We start from the raw sequence: 19,448 nt of genomic DNA on the forward strand, positions 1-19,448 counted from the left end.
TATAAGGCTTATTTCATATTTTTAAATTTATAGAATGCTTCTATTGTCTCTTTTCGTGGAATTCGTCATGTCTTTCTTTGCAAAACTATTTGGCTTCAAACAAAAAACAACAGCTCAAGAAGATGTGGCTTTGAAAGCTGCTCAAGAGCTAGAACCTTCAAATGAAACCTCTTTTATAGAACTCATTAAAAACCGCCGCTCTATTTATGCAATTGGCAATAACTTAAGCCAATCAAATGATGAGATTGAAAAGTTAATTCAAGAAGCAATAAGACACAGCCCTTCAGCTTTTAACTCTCAATCATCTCGCGCTGTGATCTTATTTGGACAATCACATCATAAATTCTGGAATACAGTTCTAGAAGTTTTAAAAACCATTATCCCAGCTGAAGCGGTATCTGGAACAGAACAAAAAATTCAAAGCTTTGCAGCAGGCGCAGGTACAGTTCTGTTTTATGAAGACCAGAGCGTTATTAAAAGCTTACAAGAGCAATTTGAACTTTATGCCGATAATTTTCCGATCTGGTCAGAACATTCAACAGCAATTGCTCAATTTGCAGTTTGGAATGTATTAGCTGAACAAAATATTGGTGCTTCATTGCAACACTACAATCCAATTATTGATGAGAAAATTAATACCTCATTTAATATCCCAGCAGAATGGAAACTAAGAGCTCAGCTAGTTTTTGGTTCTATTGAAGGCGCAGCAGGCGAAAAAGCTTTTATTGATGATGAAAGCCGCTTCAAAACATTCGGCTAATAAATAGCTTCGAATTTAGATTTTTTTAAAGCTGGTTATCACAAGTACCAGCTTTCTTTATTAAAAAAATATAAAAAATAGGCACAAAAAAACCGCTATATCTAGCGATTAATTCTTCAAGTGGTGCGCTCAGAGAGATTCGAACTCCCGACCCCTTAGTTCGTAGCCAAGTGCTCTATCCAGCTGAGCTATGAGCGCGTACTTGATGGAGGGCATTATACGCAGTTTTTTCATTTTAGAAAGACATTTTTCATCTTTTTGTCATCAAGCGTCTAGTTCTTAGCCATAATGAAATATTTAAGTAGATTAGCTTCAAAAAAGTCGAGATGATTGCCTATAAAATGTATTTGAAATATTTTTTTTCAATTAAAGTTCTCTATTTCTCGTATCTAATTTGGGCATTTTGGCCAAATTGGCAGAAACAAAAGTCTAGTTTTTTAGTCAGGATTATATAAATAAAATATTTCTACTTATGCAAAAGTCTTTTTATAAGTAAAATTAGTTAGCTTTAATATTCATAAAAAATAATAAAAAAATAAAGAAAAAATGTATTTATCTATAAAGAATATATTATAAAAAAAATTATTATTTTTATGTCTAAATCTAAAGAATAACTAATTGTCAAAATATTATAAGTATCAATTTATTTGAGTAGAAATATACATTGACACTTTTTGAGATCTACACAATACTAATTTTTAATTATTGCGATACATATCTCAATAATTGCGTAACGCAATATATAAATACTTACTTAAAAATACATAAATACACAGGAAATAGACCACCATGTTCTTACTGAAAAATCTCGTCTCTTCAATATCAAAAGTTACTCAGGACCTGGGTAATATTGTATCGATAACCCCTGTAGTAAACACAGGTTCCTCTGTTAATGTAAATGTTTCTGATATCAACATTGCTAATGTTTCAACAACAGGCTTACTTTCTAATGTGATTTCAACTGTAACCGATACAGTTTCACATACAACCACAGACTTAGTTTCTAATGTAGTTGGTACAGTAACAGGTACTGTAGGGTCTACAAACCCAATTGATACTGTAACCAATATTATTGGCGGCGTAACGGGTGGTGTTGTCGGCGGAACTTCTCCAATCTCTCCAGTAATCGATGTTGTTCAAGGCGGCATTGATATTCTTCAAGGCGTTGAAAGCTTAAAAACTGAAATTATTAATACAGGCATTGAAACTGTAGCTGATGCAGTTATTGGTGTATTACCTCAAGCTGAGCATCCAGTTTCTGAAATTGCAGACCTTGGCACATTAACTTTTGAAACTTCTCGTGACACAGTCAATGGTGCTCTTGAAGTTGTTTCTGATTTAGTCGGTGGTGATATTCAAGGCGCTACTGAATCAGCGACCGGTATTCTCGATACGCTTATTACAAATGGCACAACTGCTACAGGTATTGTCACTGGTGTGGTTGGAAGTGTTACTGATGTTATTGGTGGCGTAACTGGTGGTGTTGATGGCAACCCACTTGAAGTGATTACAGATATTATCGGTGGTGTAACTGGCGGTGTTGATGGCAACCCACTTGAAGTGATTACAGATATTATTGGCGGTGTAGCTGGCGGTGTTGGTGGTGATAACCCTCTTGGCGTAGTAACTGATATTATCGGCGGCGTAACCGGTGGCATTATTGGTGACGGTACATCTCCTATTTCTCCAGTTATTGATGTTGTTCAAGGCGGTATCGATATTCTTCAAGGCGTTGAAAGCCTAAAAACTGAAATTATTAATACAGGCATTGAAACTGTAGCTGATGCAGTTATTGGTGTATTACCTCAAGCTGAGCATCCAATTTCTGAAATTGCAGACCTTGGCACACTAACTTTCGAAACGTCTCGTGACACGGTCAATGGTGCTCTTGAAGTTGTTTCTGATTTAGTCGGTGGCGATATTCAAGGTGCTACTGAAAATGCAACCGGTATTCTAGGAACACTTATTCAGAATGGTTCAACAGCGACTGGAATTGTTACTGATATTCTTGGTGGCGTAACAGGTACTATCGGCGGCGTAACTGGTGGTATCGGTGGTGACAATCCGCTTGGTGTAGTAACTGACATCATCGGTGGTATTACTGGTGGTATCGGCGGTAATAACCCTCTTGGCGTAGTAACTGACATTATCGGCGGCGTTACTGGTGGTATTGGCGGTGACAATCCTCTTGGCGTAGTAACTGACATCATCGGTGGTGTTACTGGCGGTATCGGCGGTGATAATCCGCTTGGTGTAGTGACTGACATTATCGGTGGTGTTACTGGCGGTATTGGCGGTGACAATCCTCTTGGTGTAGTAACTGACATCATCGGTGGTGTTACTGGTGGTATCGGTGGTGATAATCCTCTTGACGTAGTAACTGATATTATCGGCGGTGTTACTGGCGGTATCGGTGGTGACAATCCGCTTGGTGTAGTAACTGATATTATCGGTGGTGTTACTGGCGGTATCGGTGGTGACAATCCGCTTGGTGTAGTAACTGACATTATCGGCGGCGTAACCGGTGGCATTATTGGTGGCGGTACATCTCCTATTTCTCCAGTAATCGATGTTGTTCAAGGCGGTATCGATATTCTTCAAGGCGTTGAAAGCTTAAAAACTGAAATTATTAACACTGGTATTGATACAGTAGCCGACACTATTATTGGTGTATTACCTCAAGCAGAACATCCAGTTTCTGAAATTGCAGACCTTGGCACATTAACTTTCGAAACGTCTCGTGACACAGTCAATGGTGCTCTTGAAGTTGTTTCTGATTTAGTCGGCGGTGATATTCAAGGCGCTACTGAATCGGCTACCGGTATTCTCGATACGCTTATTACAAATGGTACAACTGCAACTGGTTTAGTAACTGAAATCATTGGCGGAGTAACAGGAACTATTGGTGGCGTAACTGGCGGAGATAGCCCACTAGGATTAGTAACTGATTTACTTGGTGGTTTAACTGGTAGCGTAGGCGGCGACAGTCCGCTTGGTGTAGTCACTGACCTTCTCGGCGGTTTAACTGGTAGCGTAGGCGGCGACAGTCCGCTTGGCGTAGTCACTGATCTGCTCGGCGGTTTAACTGGTGGTATTACTGGCGGTACAGATAACCCTATCGGTATCGTAACGGATATCGTTGGAAGCTTAACGGGTGGTGTTACTGGTGAAGGCAGTTTAGATGTTATTTCTAATTTGCTAGGTGGATTAACTGGTGGTAGCTTACTCGGTGGTGTAACTTCTACAGTATCTAGCGTAACAAATACAACGCATACGATCGTACCGACATCATTACTTACTGATAACTTCCTAGAAAACTCATTCAATACTGTTTAATAATTACAAAGAAAGCCACTTTATATAAGTGGCTTTCTTTTTTAATATATTTTTAAATATTAATTAATCTCTTGCCATTTATAATATTTTCTATGAGCTAACTCCAACATTGCATAATCATTAGGTGTATCACCATAAGCATAGATTATAGAATATTGAGTTAAGTCATATTTATTTTTTATTCTATTTACTTTTTCTAAATAACCACAATCACCATCAATAAAATAACCTGTCAAAATACCATTATCTATTTCAAGTTGATTACAGATAACATCCAGATCTAAAGATTTACACCAACTTTCCAAGTAAACACTTAATGAAGCGGATACAACAACGACCTGATCTCCCTGTTGTTTATGCCAGAGAATGCGTTCTAAAGCATTTTCACGAATACAGGAAGGAATTACTTTTTTAGCAAACTCTTGTCCTTTGCATATCAAAGAAGCTGCATCATAGCCGATATATCCCACTTGGCAGAGCTTAGTACGGATCGTTTTATCCGTTACCCACCCAAGCTTATAACCCGCTATATAAGGTGCAAGACGGATGCCACCTAATATTTGAGTTTTTTTACTCAAAGAAAATTTAAGGAATAAACTGAAGGTATCATTATGGGTGATCGTGCCATCAAAATCGAATAAAGCCAGATTCATTTATCGTTATCTCTAATATAATTAAAAAGTTATAAAATTTAGATTTTTAAAAATTAATAAATAGCAGATACAAAAAAACCGCTATAAAAGCGGTTAATTCTTCAAGTTGGTGCGCTCAGAGAGATTCGAACTCCCGACCCCTTAGTTCGTAGCCAAGTGCTCTATCCAGCTGAGCTATGAGCGCGTAACTTGTGTGCTTTTCAGCGATTCGTTCGATTTTACTTGGTGCGCTCAGAGAGATTCGAACTCCCGACCCCTTAGTTCGTAGCCAAGTGCTCTATCCAGCTGAGCTATGAGCGCATTAAGTAAATGGCGGTGAGAGAGGGATTCGAACCCTCGATACCAGTAATAGGTATGCTTCCTTAGCAGGGAAGTGATTTCAGCCACTCATCCACCTCACCGGAACGAGCCGCCATAATACAAACTAAAACTACATTGTTCAAGTCATGATACTGAAATTTTCTTGTTTTTTCGTTCAATTAAATATTTTTTAAACAATTTTCGTATTCTTTTCGCCTTTTTCAATCAAACGCTTGTTAAGATAGATATTATTTCTTTATTTCAACACAGTAGTGCATAACACATTATTGCAAACCTGAACGTGCAGTTCTGGTCTGCATGTCTTATGCTAAACCTATCTGCCAAGCATGAAACCAAACGACATGACAAAAAACTGGGTTGACCCCGAAGCAAAAGCCGAAGCTGAACGTTATGACAATCCTATTCCAAGCCGTACTCTTATTTTAGATACGTTGGAACAATTGCAAACACCGCAATCTCATGCAGAACTTGTTGACCATTTTCATATTCAAGATCAGAAAAGTATTGAAGCCTTAAGTCATCGCTTAAGTGCTATGGTTCGTGATGGCCAACTTATGAAGGATGGTTTTAAGTTTCAGTTGGTGGCAGACCAACCTACCTATGAAGCAACTGTCTATATTAATAGTAAAGGTTTGGGTACAGCACATATTGATGGTCAAGATGATTTATTATTACCTGAGCGTGAGTTACGTTTAGTCTTTAATGGTGATCGGGTCCGTGTTCGGCAGACATCGGTAGATCGCAAAGGTAAACCGTGGGGTTTCATTACCGAAGTTATACAGCATCGTGTAAAACAATTAATTGGTAAATTGTCGGTACATGACGGCGAATATTTTATTCAGCCCAACAATCCAAATCAGCACCAACCTATCCCACTAGAAAAAGAGTTGGTTGAACATGCTAAAGCAAATGTCGGCGATATGCTTCGTGTTGCTATAGACACTTACCCAACCCGGGAAGAATTTGCAACGGCACATATTATTCAGTCTATGGCAGATAAAGCCGATACTGAAATTATTATTCCGCAAACCATTTTAGAGTTTGGTTTGCCTTACGAATTTCCAGATGAAGTTATAAAAGAAGCTGAAAGTTTCAAAGAACCTGCTGAACAAGATCGCGAAGGTCGAGTTGATTTAAGAGACTTGGCACTTGTCACAATCGATGGTGAAGATGCGCGAGATTTCGATGATGCAGTATATGCGGAAAAACGTCCTGGTGGTGGTTACCGAGTTGTCGTTGCAATTGCCGATGTGAGCCATTATGTACGTTTAGATTCGGCATTAAATGAAGAAGCTGAAGAACGCGGCACTTCGGTTTATTTCCCACATTTTGTTTTACCAATGCTACCAGAAGCATTATCAAATGGATTGTGCTCACTTAACCCACACGTAGATCGTCTATGCATGGTCTGTGACCTAAAACTTTCTCGTACGGGTCGTGTTACAGGTTATGAATTTTATCCGGCAGTCATGCATTCAAAAGCACGTTTGACCTATACACAAGTAGGACAATATTTTGAAGGTGCAACTGATGCAATTCCAAAAGATCGTGATATTCATAAATCGCTAAATACACTTTTCCAGCTTTACCAGATTTTGAAAAACTTACGTGTTGATCGTCATGCAATGGAGTTTGAAACCATTGAAACTTATATGACCTTTGACGAGTTAGGTGGAATTAAAGAAATTTTACCTCGTACACGTAATGATGCTCATAAGCTTATTGAAGAGTGTATGTTGCTTGCCAATGTAGCAGCAGCAGAATATGCCTTAGAACATGATATTCCGATGTTGTATCGTGTACATGAGGCACCTGAATTCTCACGTATTCAAAAAGTAAAAGATTTTGTAAAACTATTGGGTTTACCTTTCCCTGACCAACCAACTCAGGCAGACTATCAAAAAGTTATTGAGGCAACTAAAGACCGTATTGATGCGCCAAGCATTCACGCCGTGTTATTACGCTCAATGATGCAAGCTTACTATGGTGCCAAAAATGCAGGTCACTATGGTCTAGCTTATGAAGCTTATACACATTTCACTTCACCAATTCGCCGCTACCCGGACTTATTGTTACATCGTGCAATTAAAGCTCATCTAAAACAAAAGCCTTACCCACTTTCCGGTGCAGCTTTAGATGATGCAGGTGAACATTTCTCTCAAACAGAACGCCGTGCCGATGAAGCATCCCGCAGCGTAACGACTTGGTTGAAATGTCACTATATGCAACAACATTTAGGTGATGAGTTCATTGGTATTGTGAGTGCGGTAACTGAATTTGGCCTATTTGTTACTCTTAAAGATCTTTATGTTGATGGCATGATTCACATTAGCCAACTTGGCGATGATTTCTTTATTTACGATCAAGCAAGTCAAAACCTCATTGGACAAAATCGTGGTCAAGTCTTCGGTTTAGGCGACGAAGTTAAAATTCAAGTTGCTGGTGTAAATCTAGAAGAGCGTAAAATCGATTTCCAACTCATTAAACAAGTTACTCATGCTGGACGTGTAGTTCGTAGTCGTGCTCCACGCACAACCAAAACAAGCACCCAAGCAACAGAAGAAGTTTTTGGTAAACCGTCTGTATCAACTGATGGTGAAAAACCTGTCCGTAAAAAGAAGGAAAAAGGCAAACCAAGTTCATATAGTAAAAAGTCTGGTAAGAAAACCTCTACAAAAGCAGAGGCCAAACCAGAAAAAGTAAAGAAAAAAGCGAAACCTAAAAAGAAAAAGTCAAACGCCAAGTCTAAGGCTGACTAATTCATAGGTATTTGCATTAATTATGATTAAGCTCCCAAAATGGGGGCTTAATGTTTTTAAAACGTTTATTTTTTAAATTAAACTTGATTTCCTGCCTAACAATACCTACATCTAATACTATGTTTAAAAAATAATGTGGCTATTAGCAATGACTTTACAGCAAGCGACTCTACCTACTCCCCGCTTTGATCAAATTACATTAGATAATTTAAAACAAGATATTCAACAGGCGATCCAAGCAGGACAAGAGTTTTTAAACACCCTTACGGCTGCACCATCCGAGACAGATCAGCAACTTGCCGTACTTGAACAAATTGATGCACTTGAAAATAACCTCAGTGAATCATGGGGAGTGTTGTCACATTTAAATGCTGTGATGAACAATGCTGAAACCAGAGAAGTCTATCAATCACTATTACCCGCTTTAAGTGAATATTACACTCAGCTTGGACAACACACGGCGTTATATCAGACCTATCAACTCATTCATGATGGTCAGAGCTATTCAAAGCTAAGCCCTGCGCAACAAAGTGCCATCCGTCTCGCTTTACGTGATTTTAAACTTTCTGGTGTTGCTTTAGAGGGTGAAGAAAAAAAACGTTACGCTGAAATTTCTGCACGTCTTTCACAGCTTTCTTCTGACTTCTCAAACCATGTACTTGATGCGACACAGGCTTATTTTAAACCACTGACAGAAGACCAATTAAAAGGTCTTCCGGAAAGTAATGTTGAGTTATTAAAACAGTACGGCAAACAGCGTGAGCTTGATCAAGCGGTCGCAACTTTAGATTTTCCAGCTTATTTTGCCATCATGACCTATGCCGATGATCGTGCCTTGCGAGAAGAGCTTTATAAAGCTTATGTCACACGTGCATCAGATCAGTCTGAGCAAACAGAATTTGACAACAGCAAAATTATGGAAGAAATCCTGAGTCTTCGCCAAGAAATGGCAAAACTACTCGGTTTTAATAACTATGCTGAATATTCTCTTGCCAGCAAAATGGCTCCTGATGTCAAAACAGTTCATGACTTTTTGGTCGACCTAGCTGAGCATGCACGTACCCCTGCACTTCAAGAATTTGCCGAACTCCAAGCTATTGCCAAACAAGATGGTATTGATGAGCTTAAACCTTGGGATACCACTTACTATTCTGAAAAGCTTAAACAACAACAATTCAACTTATCACAAGAAGCTTTAAAACCTTACTTCCCTGCACCAAAAGTGATTCAGGGATTATTCCAGATCGTACAGCGTCTATATGGTATTAACATCGTTGAACGTGAAGCTCCTGTTTGGCATCCAGATGCACGTTATTTTGAGTTAGAAGACCAAGGTGAAGTCATTGGCGGCTTCTTCTTTGATTTATATGCGCGCACAGGGAAACGTGGTGGAGCATGGATGAGTGGTTTCCGCTCACGTATGCAAACTGTTCATGGTTTACAAAAACCAATTTGCTATATGGTGTGTAACTTCACTCCACCTGTAGGTAACCAACCAGCCTTACTCACCCATGATGAAGTCATTACCTTATTCCACGAGTTTGGTCATGGCTTACACCATATGCTTACTGAAGTAGATAATATCTCAGTTGCAGGTACTCACGGCGTTGCTTGGGATGCAGTCGAGTTACCAAGTCAGTTTATGGAATTCTGGTCATGGGATAAAGAAAGTCTTGATGTTTTAAGTGAGCATATTGAGAGCAAGCAGACTTTACCTCAAGAGTTACTTGATGCTTTATTAAATGCACGTTTCTTCCAGTCTGGTATGCAAACTTTACGTCAGCTTGAATTTGCCTTATTTGACTTAACTATTCACACCAAAACTCCTGCGTTGAATAGTGAGCAAATTCAGCAGACTTTAAATGATATTCGCAAACAATATGCAGTAGTTCCAACCGTGGACTACAACCGTTTCCAGCATAGCTTTAGTCATATTTTTGCAGGCGGCTATGCAGCAGGTTACTACTCTTACAAATGGGCAGAAGTTTTAGCAAGTGATGCCTTTGACCGTTTTGAAAATGAAGGTATTTTCAATACTCAAACGGGTAAAGAGTTCCGTCAGGCAATTTTAGCGGTGGGTGGGAAAGATACTGCTCTTGAAGCATTTGTGAATTTCCGCGGTCGTGAGCCAAAAATTGATGCATTGTTACGTCATCAAGGTTGGACGAATGATAACAAAACCGCTTAAACTATGGGCCTAAATTGATCGTGTGGTTAGGGTGATAAAGATGAAAAAACGTTTCATTGCTGGGGCTAAATGTCCAAAATGTGAAGCCATAGATCGGATTGTCATGCTAACCACCGCTGAAGACGAATGGATTGAATGTATCGAATGCGGTTATAGCGAAAATCGTCCGACTCATATTGATGAGCCTGAAACGCCCGCTATACCTGATGAAATTGGGGTAATACAGTTCAAGCCTCGTCGTTCTGACTAAAGGTCTTAGACATGCCACTACAAAGAAAACAAAACTCAAAACTATTGTGGATTTTAATTGGGGGCTTAAGCATTCTCGTCGTGCTTTTTTTCGCAGCACAATGGTTTTTCAAAAAAACTGAAACATCAGCGCCAATGGTTGATCCACAACCAGCCTCGGTACCAGCTCCTGAAAAAACTACAAAACCCTCTGAAAGCTCGGAACCCGTAGTTCAAACACAAACCGCTAACTCACAGCAACTTGTGAATGAAGATGTGCTCAAGCAACCAATCCCTGCTCAAGAATCTTTAGCTAAAGAAGAAGTGTCTAAACTCAATGATATTCATCGTCAATTGCAAGATCAGGAAGCGACACTAAAAGCTCAACATGCTGATGCAGATCAACTTATTAAGCTAAAAGAAGAGCAAGTGAAGCTTCTTGAGGCTCAGGTTAAACAACAATAGTATTTGTTTAACTCTAGATATGATGCAAAAAGCTAGTTCACTCTGAGCTAGCTTTTTATTTACTAAAAATTTATATGTTCAAAATAACTACCACATAAAAAAACACCCTCTTAAAGAGAGTGTTTTTGCTCGGCTTATATATTTAAATTACTTATACCAACCAAATAATTTCAGTATTAGTGGTGCATAAGTTACCAATACCAATGATGAGAACAAGACAATAATTGGTAATAACCAGCGTTCATATCGGTAGTAGAAACTTGTGTACTTCTCTTTCGCTTCTGCATCGGCAGCATTCACCTCATCATCACCAACGGATAACCGCGTTAATAGATGGTTCAAGGCAACTGGCGGCGTTACATAACCAAATTCGAATGCGACCAATACAATCATCCAGAAGTGAATTGGATGAATACCATTTTCGTAAGCTACAGGAGCAATAGTTGCTGCCACTAAAATTACGGCACCAAATGGATCTGTACACATACCAATAATTGCAAGTAACAGTGCAATACATGCCAGTGATATATAGATACTGCCTAAATGAGTTGGTAATAATTCGACCACTTCAGAGCGTTCAATTAAACCACCTACACTTGCAGACAATGCCATCAAAATAATTAAGGCACCGATATGTCCCACTGTTTCTGATGTCGCAAAACGTAATGCACCACCAAAACCAAGACGGAACTGTGAACTATGCGGATCATGAGTCTGTAAGAATGGTGATTTCTTTTCATGCTCACGAACAATCGCCTCATGAATATTTAAAGCTGGCGCCTCTTTAGGCATAACCATTTTATCGTACAGAATCATCGCAATAAGCACGAGTGGCAGAATCACTGGTGCAGTAAATTCATTCATTCCTGTATCTAATGCATATTTATAAAATGCAAGGACAACTACAGTAATTAAGATATATGGAATAACTGGTACGAAAGCTCGTGCCATACCTGGTAGTGCCACTTTTGGCGAGTTCACACGGAACTTTTCTTCAGCCAATAAAAGAGATACACCCAAGAAAATAAATGCTGTTAGCCAGAAGACATAAATACCATGTCCGAATAATTCATCAGATGTAACATGACGACTATCCAACATCGCAATTAGAACGACCAAGAGACATGGACGTACAACCACCCCTAGGGAGCCAGACATTGCAGATACAGCTAATGCATATTGACGGCGAGCGCCTGCGTTCCAAACTTCCTTATAAATAATCGCACCAGCCGCGATAACGAAAATCCCCGAAGCACCGGTATAAGCAGTCGGTACAGCAGCAGCAATCAGAATTAACCAAGTTAAGGTTTCTGGCGCCAAGTTCCATGGACGAAGTACATTTAAGAACAAGTCCATAACACGGGTTTGCGTGAGTAACATACCCGCCCAAATAAATAAGGCAAGATTTAAGAAGATACCCGAGAACTCAACCAATAAACCAAGGTAAATCCCTTGCCCCATTGGATAATCCATAAAGAACGTAAATACAATACCTGTAATTAGTGCCATATAGGCATATAAAGGTACAGAAAGTAAGGCTAAACCTATATTACCGCCTTCACGTTTTGGTGGAGGTGAAACAAATAGTTGATACAGACTAATTAAGGTCAGAACAACAAACAGAATCATCCATATCCAGTAAATCGTTACTGTTTCATAAGTAGGTGTTACCCCGGAATTAATGACTGAACGATACTGGCTAATGACCGAGAAGCTCAGTAGCGCATTACCAATCAACATAAACAGAGAATACACTTTGTAATCTATTTTTGTTGCTGGATTACGCAAGCCAATATGGTGATATTTCAATGATGCAGTAATCGCTGAAATCAGTACCATAAAGACCAGTAAAATGGCACGGTTTTCTGTACCGAATTTAAAAATACCAAAGAAACCTGTTTCGATCGCACGATAAGTACGTACGCCCGGGTTTGCTTCGATATATTTAATAGTTTTGTCGTAAGCCTGATATTTTTCTTCACATTGCTGCTGTGCTGCTAGTAAGGATGCACGGACATCACTTTCCGATGCAGCACCAAAGAAGCTCGCAAAATCATCAGATGCATTTGCTTTCATCTGCTCTTTTACTTGAGCATCAATATTCGGATGTCGATCACAAGTCGGCTTTTCAGGCTCAGCACGCAAGAATGAATATTGCATGCCTGTAGCAGGGTCACCATAAAGACGTTCCCCGATACGTAATAATTGACCGTGGATCATTTCCCCGGTACCAATTATGAGCGTCATCAATAGTAAAATGAGGATAATGAATGTTGAGATCCATTCATTCCAGATATAACCCAGCAGACCTAATCCAGATCTTTTTTCTTGATATTCTTGCATAAATATTCCAATTTTGTTCTCTCAAATCCCTCATAACAAAGGCTTTGAGTCATGCAATTTCCTTGGTCAGGGGTATCGTCCATCCCCCTTCTACCAATCCCTTTATTCAACGATCAAATTTGCATCAAACTTTATCAATAAAGAATGACTAAAATCACTTTTTTAACAGTTTGTATTGTCAATCTTTCTATTTGAATCTTTGTATGAGCCAATAGCATCCTCCAAAGATTGCACCACCAATCGCCCCATATAGATGAGCTTCAGTTAAAACTGGACTACCAATGAGCTGGGCTGTTCCTGTTTGCCCAAATGTATTTTCCCAAATCAACTTTGCAACAATTAAACCTAAGACCAGAAATGCAAAATTCCTTTCTTTACGGTATTGCAAGTAAACCAAAGCAACTGCGGTATATAACCCATGGAGTACCCCAGAAAGGCCTGCATATGCATCGATATTGGGCAAATAAAAATAGAACACCAAGCTAATAAAAGGTGGTAAAAGAAAAAGAAGACTTAAAATGTGCCACACTTTGGTATGGGGAAATATGAAAGGCAAACACGCAAATGCCATCATATTTAAAAGAAAGTGAATCCATCCGACATGTACCCAGTGTGCTGTCCATAAACGCCAGAACTCGCCGAGTAAGCTTTCACGCCAATAGATAAAATAATCCGGAAACACTTGTAAACATGCAGAAACAGAAATGCACCCTGCGACCAAAAGCACTTTTTTATTGAGTACATGATCTTTCATAGCACACTCCTTTTAAACCAGCCTCCTTACGATTACTACAGTCAGTAACCGTAAAGAGTGAGTTCCTTCAGATCTATTTACTGTGCAGGTGCAGTATTCGTGTCAGCTGGGGCTTCCGATGCAGCTCCACCATCAAACAACTCATCCAATTCAGCTGAGCCTTCATTTTTCTCATCCCAGAAATGAGACATACCGTCATCACCGGTACGAACACCAGTATGCTCAGTCCAGTAACGGTCAGAAATACCGCGCACAATTAAACCAGCCATACTATCGATTAATTTAAAGTTCGGATTGACAGGTTTGTCATCTGCTTGAGATGCGGCATAAGTTTTTAATGCATCACGGATTTTGGCATCGTCACCACTCGCTTGAGCAGCTACGGCATATAATGCATGAGATAAACGAACACCTTTTTGTTCACCAATTTGCACGGACTGTTTTAAAGTTTCATATGGATCAGGCTTCCCTTCATTAGCGCCTGGTAATAAAGTCCAGATCACTGCGCGCGTTGCATTTGGTGCGCCCCAGAATTTTTGGTTATCAAGGCAGACCATACCGCGCTCTACAATAGCAGCAATATCTTTCGGAACATTGACAGAACCGCCAGAGTTAATGTCGTTGGTCACAGCTTGAAGACCACTAATCATCCCAAGTAAATATACAGTTTGGTCAATATCACTACGCATTGTCGGACAAGAGTCACCTAAATGATATTTATATTTAGATTCCCAACGATCAGCAAAGAGCTTATAGCCTGCATATTGTCGCTCAGCAGCAATTGCAGCCCAACGCTTCTGTGCAATACGTGCATCTTGAGCTTCTGTTACCTGCCCTGCTTTTGAAGCGCGCAAATAACGTAACTCCTGTTCTAATGCTTGGTTTTCCGCGCAGACACCTGAAGCAGCATACATTAAGACAGCAACACGAGTAGGATCTGCACCCATACCTTTAGTCGACATAATTGCAGGAGTTAAGGCACTACCAGTATTACAGACCATTTCAGCATCTTGCATTGCCAAAATAGGTGGAACGACGTGCTTTTCCGTAAAACCTAAAGCAACATTTGCTCCGCTTTTCACGATGTATGAACAACCTGATAAAACTGAAGCTGCAAGAAAACTTACCGCCAAACCTTGGCATATTTTTTGGACTTTAGACATCTTCCTGTCCTCGATGTAATTTGTTTTTTCCTTTTCAGATGTACATTAGCAGATGCATATCTTGAATAAAAGAGTAATTACTCTAATTGTAGCGCTTATACTTTGACACACTTCACAGCAGATAAAATTGACAGTTTTTCAGGGAAACAAAAATTTTAGGCAAAAAAAAGTAGCATTGCGACGGTTCAGCACATGCTACTTATTAACTGGGATAAGCTTTTAACGGCTTATATTATTGTTGTTCTAGATAATCCTTAAGTAAAGTTCCTGCTCTTCCTACTACTACAGCCATAATTACTGCAATCAACAGAAACATCCACATTGAAATCTCCATGAGAGACCTCCTTACTACATTCGCACCCAGTTAAAAACTGGACACTTGATGAAATTAATCGATTAACCAATTAGACTATTGACTGATCGATGACCTTTGCATCCTCTGTCTCTTAACTTTGCTAAGATTAACTCGGTTAAGATGTTCCCTGAGTAAAGTTCCTGCTCTTCCTATCACCACCGCCATAATTATGGCAATGACCAAGAACGACCATGTTGGCATCTCCATTTGAGACCTCCGACACACTTTACGTTGGTGTTTGTACTTTAACCGATAGCATAGTAACCATATTGAGAAATTGTCCGACAATTAACTTTCTTGCTGTTTTTTCTGTATTTTAACTAGACAATTTCAGTTTCCCAAAAAGAAATGAAAGATAAAATATTGATTAATAATAATTTTAAATAAATATACAAATGTAGAATTGTCTAACAATTAATAGAGTTTTTCTAAAGTTTTAAGCTTTTTCCACTCTGCTAATGACATTTGATCAAACCAAATGATAGAAGTTAGTTTTTTATGACCTTCAAAATAGATCACTATGAAAATCTGATAATCAATTATTTTTAAAATTTTGACACGAGAAATGGTGTTCTGTGAATGATAAGCAAGCGACCATAGTTTTTTATCTAAATAAGCAATTTGTGCAAGCTGCGGACGCTTTAAAAAGAAAATAAAGCTGATAAATAGTAAGCTGATTACAACTAACCACCATAGTAACGGCATTAATTGATAAAATAGAACTGCTAAGCTTAAGCCAATAAAAAACTGAAATATAATCGAAAAACGACTATATTTCAGCTTAAAATTCAAATGGTTGATCAAAATAAATTAACCATGAACATAGTGTTTTAATTTATAGATAAAGTCACGTAATTCGGTACGTGGTGGTTCTGATACTTCCATAAACCAATCTAGTAAATCAGGGTCTTCCTGTTCTACCAACTCAGCAAACAACGCTTTTTCTGCCGGGTCTGCCTTTAAATAATAATTTTTCACATAAGGGTCAAAATAGACATCAATTTCCTTTAAACCACGACGTGCGCGATAGATTACTTTACGTTCTTCCAAGGTCATTTCTTCAGACATTTATTTCCCCATCTGCGTTGATAGTGCGCTTAGTTTACCTGATCACATGAGAAAGTTCGCTAAAAATATCAAATTGACCAAACTTATCACTTCACCGCCATAAATGAGCATTCATCACATTGTTAGACCTAGTCGCTTCCCTTATGTTTAGCTCATAACATCAAGCCCAAACCAAGGAAGAAATACAATGCAATCTGGTGCTATTCGTCCCATTCCAAATATGTTACCTCGCCATTTATTTAATGAAGAACATGAAGCTTTTCGGGAAACGGTACGTAAATTCTATGAGAAAGAAGTTGTACCTAATATTGAAAAATATGAAAAACAACAACATGTTGACCGAGATCTTTGGAATAAAGCTGGTGCATTAGGTTTACTCTGTACCACCATGCCAGAACAATATGGTGGTTCAGGTGTCGATCGCCTATACAGCATGATTCTTATTGAAGAACAAGCCTATGCGATGGACTCAAGTACAGGTTTCTCACTGCATTCCGACATTGTAGCCAACTATATCAATAACTTCGGTAATGAAGAGCAAAAACAGAAATGGCTCCCTAAAATGGCTACTGGTGAGACGGTTACCGCAATTGCCATGACCGAGCCGGGAACAGGTTCAGACTTGCAAGCGGTTCGTACAACAGCCGTTCTTGATGGCGATGAATATGTCATTAATGGTTCAAAAATATTTATTACCAATGGCTATTTATGCGATATGGCGATTGTCGTTTGTAAAACAGGGAATAGTGATAAAGGATCTGCCAATTTATCACTCATTATTGTCGAAGCTGACCGTGCTGGTTTTACTAAGGGCAAACCACTTAACAAAATTGGTATGAAAGGCCAAGATACCTGTGAACTCTTCTTTGATAACGTTCGTGTTCCTAAAGAAAATCTTTTAGGTATGGAAGGTATGGGCTTTATCATGCTCATGAAAGAATTAGCGTGGGAGCGTATGCTAGTTGCTATTATCTGCCAAGCTGGGGCAGAAGCGGCATTTGCACATACTGTTCAGTATACAAAAGATCGTAAAGCATTCGGCAAACCAATTGGAGCATTCCAAAATACTCGTTTTAAACTTGCTGAACTTAGAACAGAGATAGATTTCTGCCGCACCTATTTAGATCGTTGTATGGAATTACAACTCGAGGAAAAATTGAGTGTTGAAGCTGCAGCTGCTGCAAAATATAAAATTTCAGATATGTTTTCAAAAGTTGTAGATGAATGTCTTCAATTACATGGTGGTTATGGCTATATGATGGAATATCCAATTGCACGCGCTTATATCGATCACCGAGCAAACCGTATTTATGCAGGCACCAATGAAATTATGAAAGAATTAATCTCTAGAACTCTTTAATCTTCATTATAAAAAGGAGGCTTATAGCCTCCTTTTTATTTTCGGATATCAAGACACTAATTTTGGTTTACGTGTAGAAATTTCTGAATGCTTATGAAAACGTAGAACACCATCATCAAATTTTGCATTTTTTAATGATTTTCGGTCTTCAAGATAATTATTGGTTACCTGCCATGGTGCTTGTTTACCTTGTTAAGGAATCACGTCGGCAGCACGACTAATATAACCAGATGATAAGCTACCCATGACTGTGTCCTCTTCCATCACACTCTTATCACCAGATGGAATGACTTCATCATAATTATTCTTATCCATGTAGTTTAATAAACGGCAGATATAATCTGCTGCAATATCAACTTTTAATGTCCATGAAGCATTTACATAGCCAATAATCATCGCCATGTTTGGTACATCGCTGAGCATCACGCCGTTATAAAGCATGTGTTCAGATGATTTAACTGGCTCCCCATCAATAGTTGCCTGCACACCGCCCATGATTTGAACCTGCAAACCTGTTGCAGATACGATAATATCGGCATCAAGGTGCTTGCCTGATTTTAATTGAATACCAGTCTCAGTAAATTTTTCAATTTGATCAGTTTCAACACTCGCCTTACCTTCACGAAGAATTTTGAATAAATCACCATCAGGAACTACGCAAAGACGCTGATCCCAAGGGTTATATGAAGGTGTAAAATGTTTCATATCAACTTTACCCTTAAGTTGCATTTCAATTGCTTTTAAGAGTAAACGACGAACTGTTTTAGGATGCTTTTGAGACAATGCATAAATTGCTCGTTGCATACCAATATTACGAGCACGCGTAAATTTATAGGCTGCTTCTTCAGACATAAATCTACGAGTTTTTTCATAGATGAAATCAATAGACGGAACAGAAGCAATATAAGTTGGTGAACGTTGCAACATCGTTACATGACCTGCTCCACCTTTTGACATTGCAGGCACCAGTGTAATTGCTGTAGCTCCGCTACCAATAATTACTACTTTTTTACCCTTATAATCCAAGTTTTCAGGCCAATGTTGTGGATGAATGAGTTGACCTTTGAAAGCTTCTTGATTTGGGAAAGTCGGCGCGTAGCCTTGGTCATAATTATAATAACCAGTACAACCTACAACGAAGTTAGCAACCCAAGTCTGCTGTTTTTTCTTATTGTCCTCGACAATAACATGCCACTTTTTCGAGGCAGAATCATAATTCGCAGAAAGGACACGATGGCCAAAATGAATTTTTTCTTTTAACTTAAACTCATCAATCACTTCCCCTAGATATCCTTTAATAGAGGCACCATCAGCGAGAACATTGGCTTTGCGCCATGGTTTAAAGTTAAAACCAAAAGTAGACATATCTGAATCAGAACGGATACCAGGATAGCGGAAAAGATCCCAAGTTCCACCAAATGATTCACGACGCTCCAAAATTTCAAACTGACGTTGTGGAGAGTTTTTAGATAAATGGGCAGCAACTCCTATTCCTGATATGCCTGCACCAATGATTAATACATCAACTTGCTTTTCCATTTTATTTTTATACCCATTGTTGAGAATATGACTTTATTAAATCACAATTTTGACAATACACAATGTCAAGTTTGACCGTTTATCCGTTTTTTTATGTCACTTGGGGACAAATTTTTAATTTCATGTTTTTTGGAAAATAAAAAAGACCGGCATAAA

Annotated in this window: 13 protein-coding genes, 4 tRNA genes and 1 pseudogene; 7 read left to right on the forward strand and 11 right to left on the reverse strand. The window is 38.9% G+C overall.

Going from position 1 to position 19,448, the window contains the following annotated elements; translation table 11 throughout:
- Positions 1–67 precede the first annotated feature (67 nt).
- Entirely contained in the window at positions 68–760 is a 693-nt protein-coding gene (locus NQ782_RS05265) for a nitroreductase family protein (RefSeq protein WP_000007414.1), read from the forward strand.
- Positions 761–881: 121 nt separating this feature from the next.
- On the opposite strand, the gene NQ782_RS05270 is transcribed toward NQ782_RS05265, so the two are convergent.
- Positions 882–958: transfer RNA gene (locus tag NQ782_RS05270), tRNA-Arg, on the reverse strand.
- Positions 959–1,549: 591 nt separating this feature from the next.
- Between NQ782_RS05270 and NQ782_RS05275 the strand changes: the two genes are divergently transcribed.
- Positions 1,550–4,096 (forward strand): hypothetical protein, encoded by a 2,547-nt coding sequence (locus tag NQ782_RS05275; protein WP_156580613.1) that lies wholly within the window; start codon positions 1,550–1,552, stop codon positions 4,094–4,096.
- A 59-nt stretch (positions 4,097–4,155) separates the two neighbouring features.
- Here NQ782_RS05275 and NQ782_RS05280 read toward each other — a convergent pair whose 3' ends face one another.
- From NQ782_RS05280 to NQ782_RS05295, 4 genes are all read right to left on the reverse strand, one after another.
- Positions 4,156–4,749 (reverse strand): HAD-IB family hydrolase, encoded by a 594-nt coding sequence (locus tag NQ782_RS05280; RefSeq protein ID WP_001046666.1) that lies wholly within the window; start codon positions 4,747–4,749, stop codon positions 4,156–4,158.
- 107 nt (positions 4,750–4,856) lie between these two features.
- Positions 4,857–4,933: transfer RNA gene (locus tag NQ782_RS05285), tRNA-Arg, on the reverse strand.
- A 39-nt stretch (positions 4,934–4,972) separates the two neighbouring features.
- Positions 4,973–5,049: transfer RNA gene (locus NQ782_RS05290), tRNA-Arg, on the reverse strand.
- 10 nt (positions 5,050–5,059) lie between these two features.
- Positions 5,060–5,150, reverse strand: a tRNA-Ser gene (locus NQ782_RS05295).
- 261 nt (positions 5,151–5,411) lie between these two features.
- On the opposite strand from NQ782_RS05295, the gene rnr reads away from it, so the two are divergent.
- The 4 genes from rnr (at position 5,412) to NQ782_RS05315 (ending at position 10,710) form a co-directional block, all read left to right on the forward strand.
- Positions 5,412–7,829: a ribonuclease R gene (gene rnr, locus NQ782_RS05300; RefSeq protein WP_000165350.1), complete on the forward strand. Its 2,418-nt coding sequence runs from the start codon at positions 5,412–5,414 to the stop codon at positions 7,827–7,829.
- Between the two features lie 133 nt (positions 7,830–7,962).
- Positions 7,963–10,017 carry a M3 family metallopeptidase gene (locus NQ782_RS05305; protein ID WP_057092924.1) on the forward strand — a complete coding sequence of 685 codons (2,055 nt, stop codon included), beginning with the start codon at positions 7,963–7,965 and terminating at the stop codon, positions 10,015–10,017.
- Between the two features lie 40 nt (positions 10,018–10,057).
- Positions 10,058–10,267: a YheV family putative zinc ribbon protein gene (locus NQ782_RS05310; protein ID WP_000745518.1), complete on the forward strand. Its 210-nt coding sequence runs from the start codon at positions 10,058–10,060 to the stop codon at positions 10,265–10,267.
- Positions 10,268–10,278: 11 nt separating this feature from the next.
- Positions 10,279–10,710: a hypothetical protein gene (locus NQ782_RS05315; protein ID WP_001130989.1), complete on the forward strand. Its 432-nt coding sequence runs from the start codon at positions 10,279–10,281 to the stop codon at positions 10,708–10,710.
- A gap of 147 nt (positions 10,711–10,857) precedes the next feature.
- Here the strand turns inward: NQ782_RS05315 and NQ782_RS05320 are convergent, their stop codons facing one another.
- From NQ782_RS05320 to NQ782_RS05340, 5 genes are all read right to left on the reverse strand, one after another.
- Complete coding sequence (locus tag NQ782_RS05320) at positions 10,858–13,053, reverse strand: TRAP transporter large permease subunit (RefSeq protein ID WP_001158905.1); 2,196 nt, start codon at positions 13,051–13,053, stop codon at positions 10,858–10,860.
- Positions 13,054–13,240: 187 nt separating this feature from the next.
- Positions 13,241–13,807 (reverse strand): rhombosortase, encoded by a 567-nt coding sequence (gene rrtA / locus NQ782_RS05325; protein WP_000651536.1) that lies wholly within the window; start codon positions 13,805–13,807, stop codon positions 13,241–13,243.
- Between the two features lie 77 nt (positions 13,808–13,884).
- The gene (locus NQ782_RS05330; RefSeq protein WP_057092922.1) at positions 13,885–14,970 is read right to left on the reverse strand and encodes a hypothetical protein; all 1,086 of its coding nucleotides are present in this window, start codon (positions 14,968–14,970) and stop codon (positions 13,885–13,887) included.
- 769 nt (positions 14,971–15,739) lie between these two features.
- Positions 15,740–16,129 (reverse strand): membrane protein, encoded by a 390-nt coding sequence (locus tag NQ782_RS05335; protein ID WP_025469673.1) that lies wholly within the window; start codon positions 16,127–16,129, stop codon positions 15,740–15,742.
- Between the two features lie 6 nt (positions 16,130–16,135).
- Entirely contained in the window at positions 16,136–16,393 is a 258-nt protein-coding gene (locus tag NQ782_RS05340) for a succinate dehydrogenase assembly factor 2 (protein WP_001288210.1), read from the reverse strand.
- A gap of 187 nt (positions 16,394–16,580) precedes the next feature.
- On the opposite strand from NQ782_RS05340, the gene NQ782_RS05345 reads away from it, so the two are divergent.
- Positions 16,581–17,753: an acyl-CoA dehydrogenase family protein gene (locus tag NQ782_RS05345; protein ID WP_005122482.1), complete on the forward strand. Its 1,173-nt coding sequence runs from the start codon at positions 16,581–16,583 to the stop codon at positions 17,751–17,753.
- Positions 17,754–17,801: 48 nt separating this feature from the next.
- Here NQ782_RS05345 and NQ782_RS05350 read toward each other — a convergent pair.
- A pseudogene (locus tag NQ782_RS05350) lies at positions 17,802–19,292 on the reverse strand (flavin-containing monooxygenase).
- Positions 19,293–19,448: the final 156 nt, after the last annotated feature.

This window comes from Acinetobacter sp. BD54 (assembly GCF_044778325.1).
Taxonomy (GTDB): Bacteria; Pseudomonadota; Gammaproteobacteria; order Pseudomonadales; family Moraxellaceae; genus Acinetobacter; species Acinetobacter baumannii.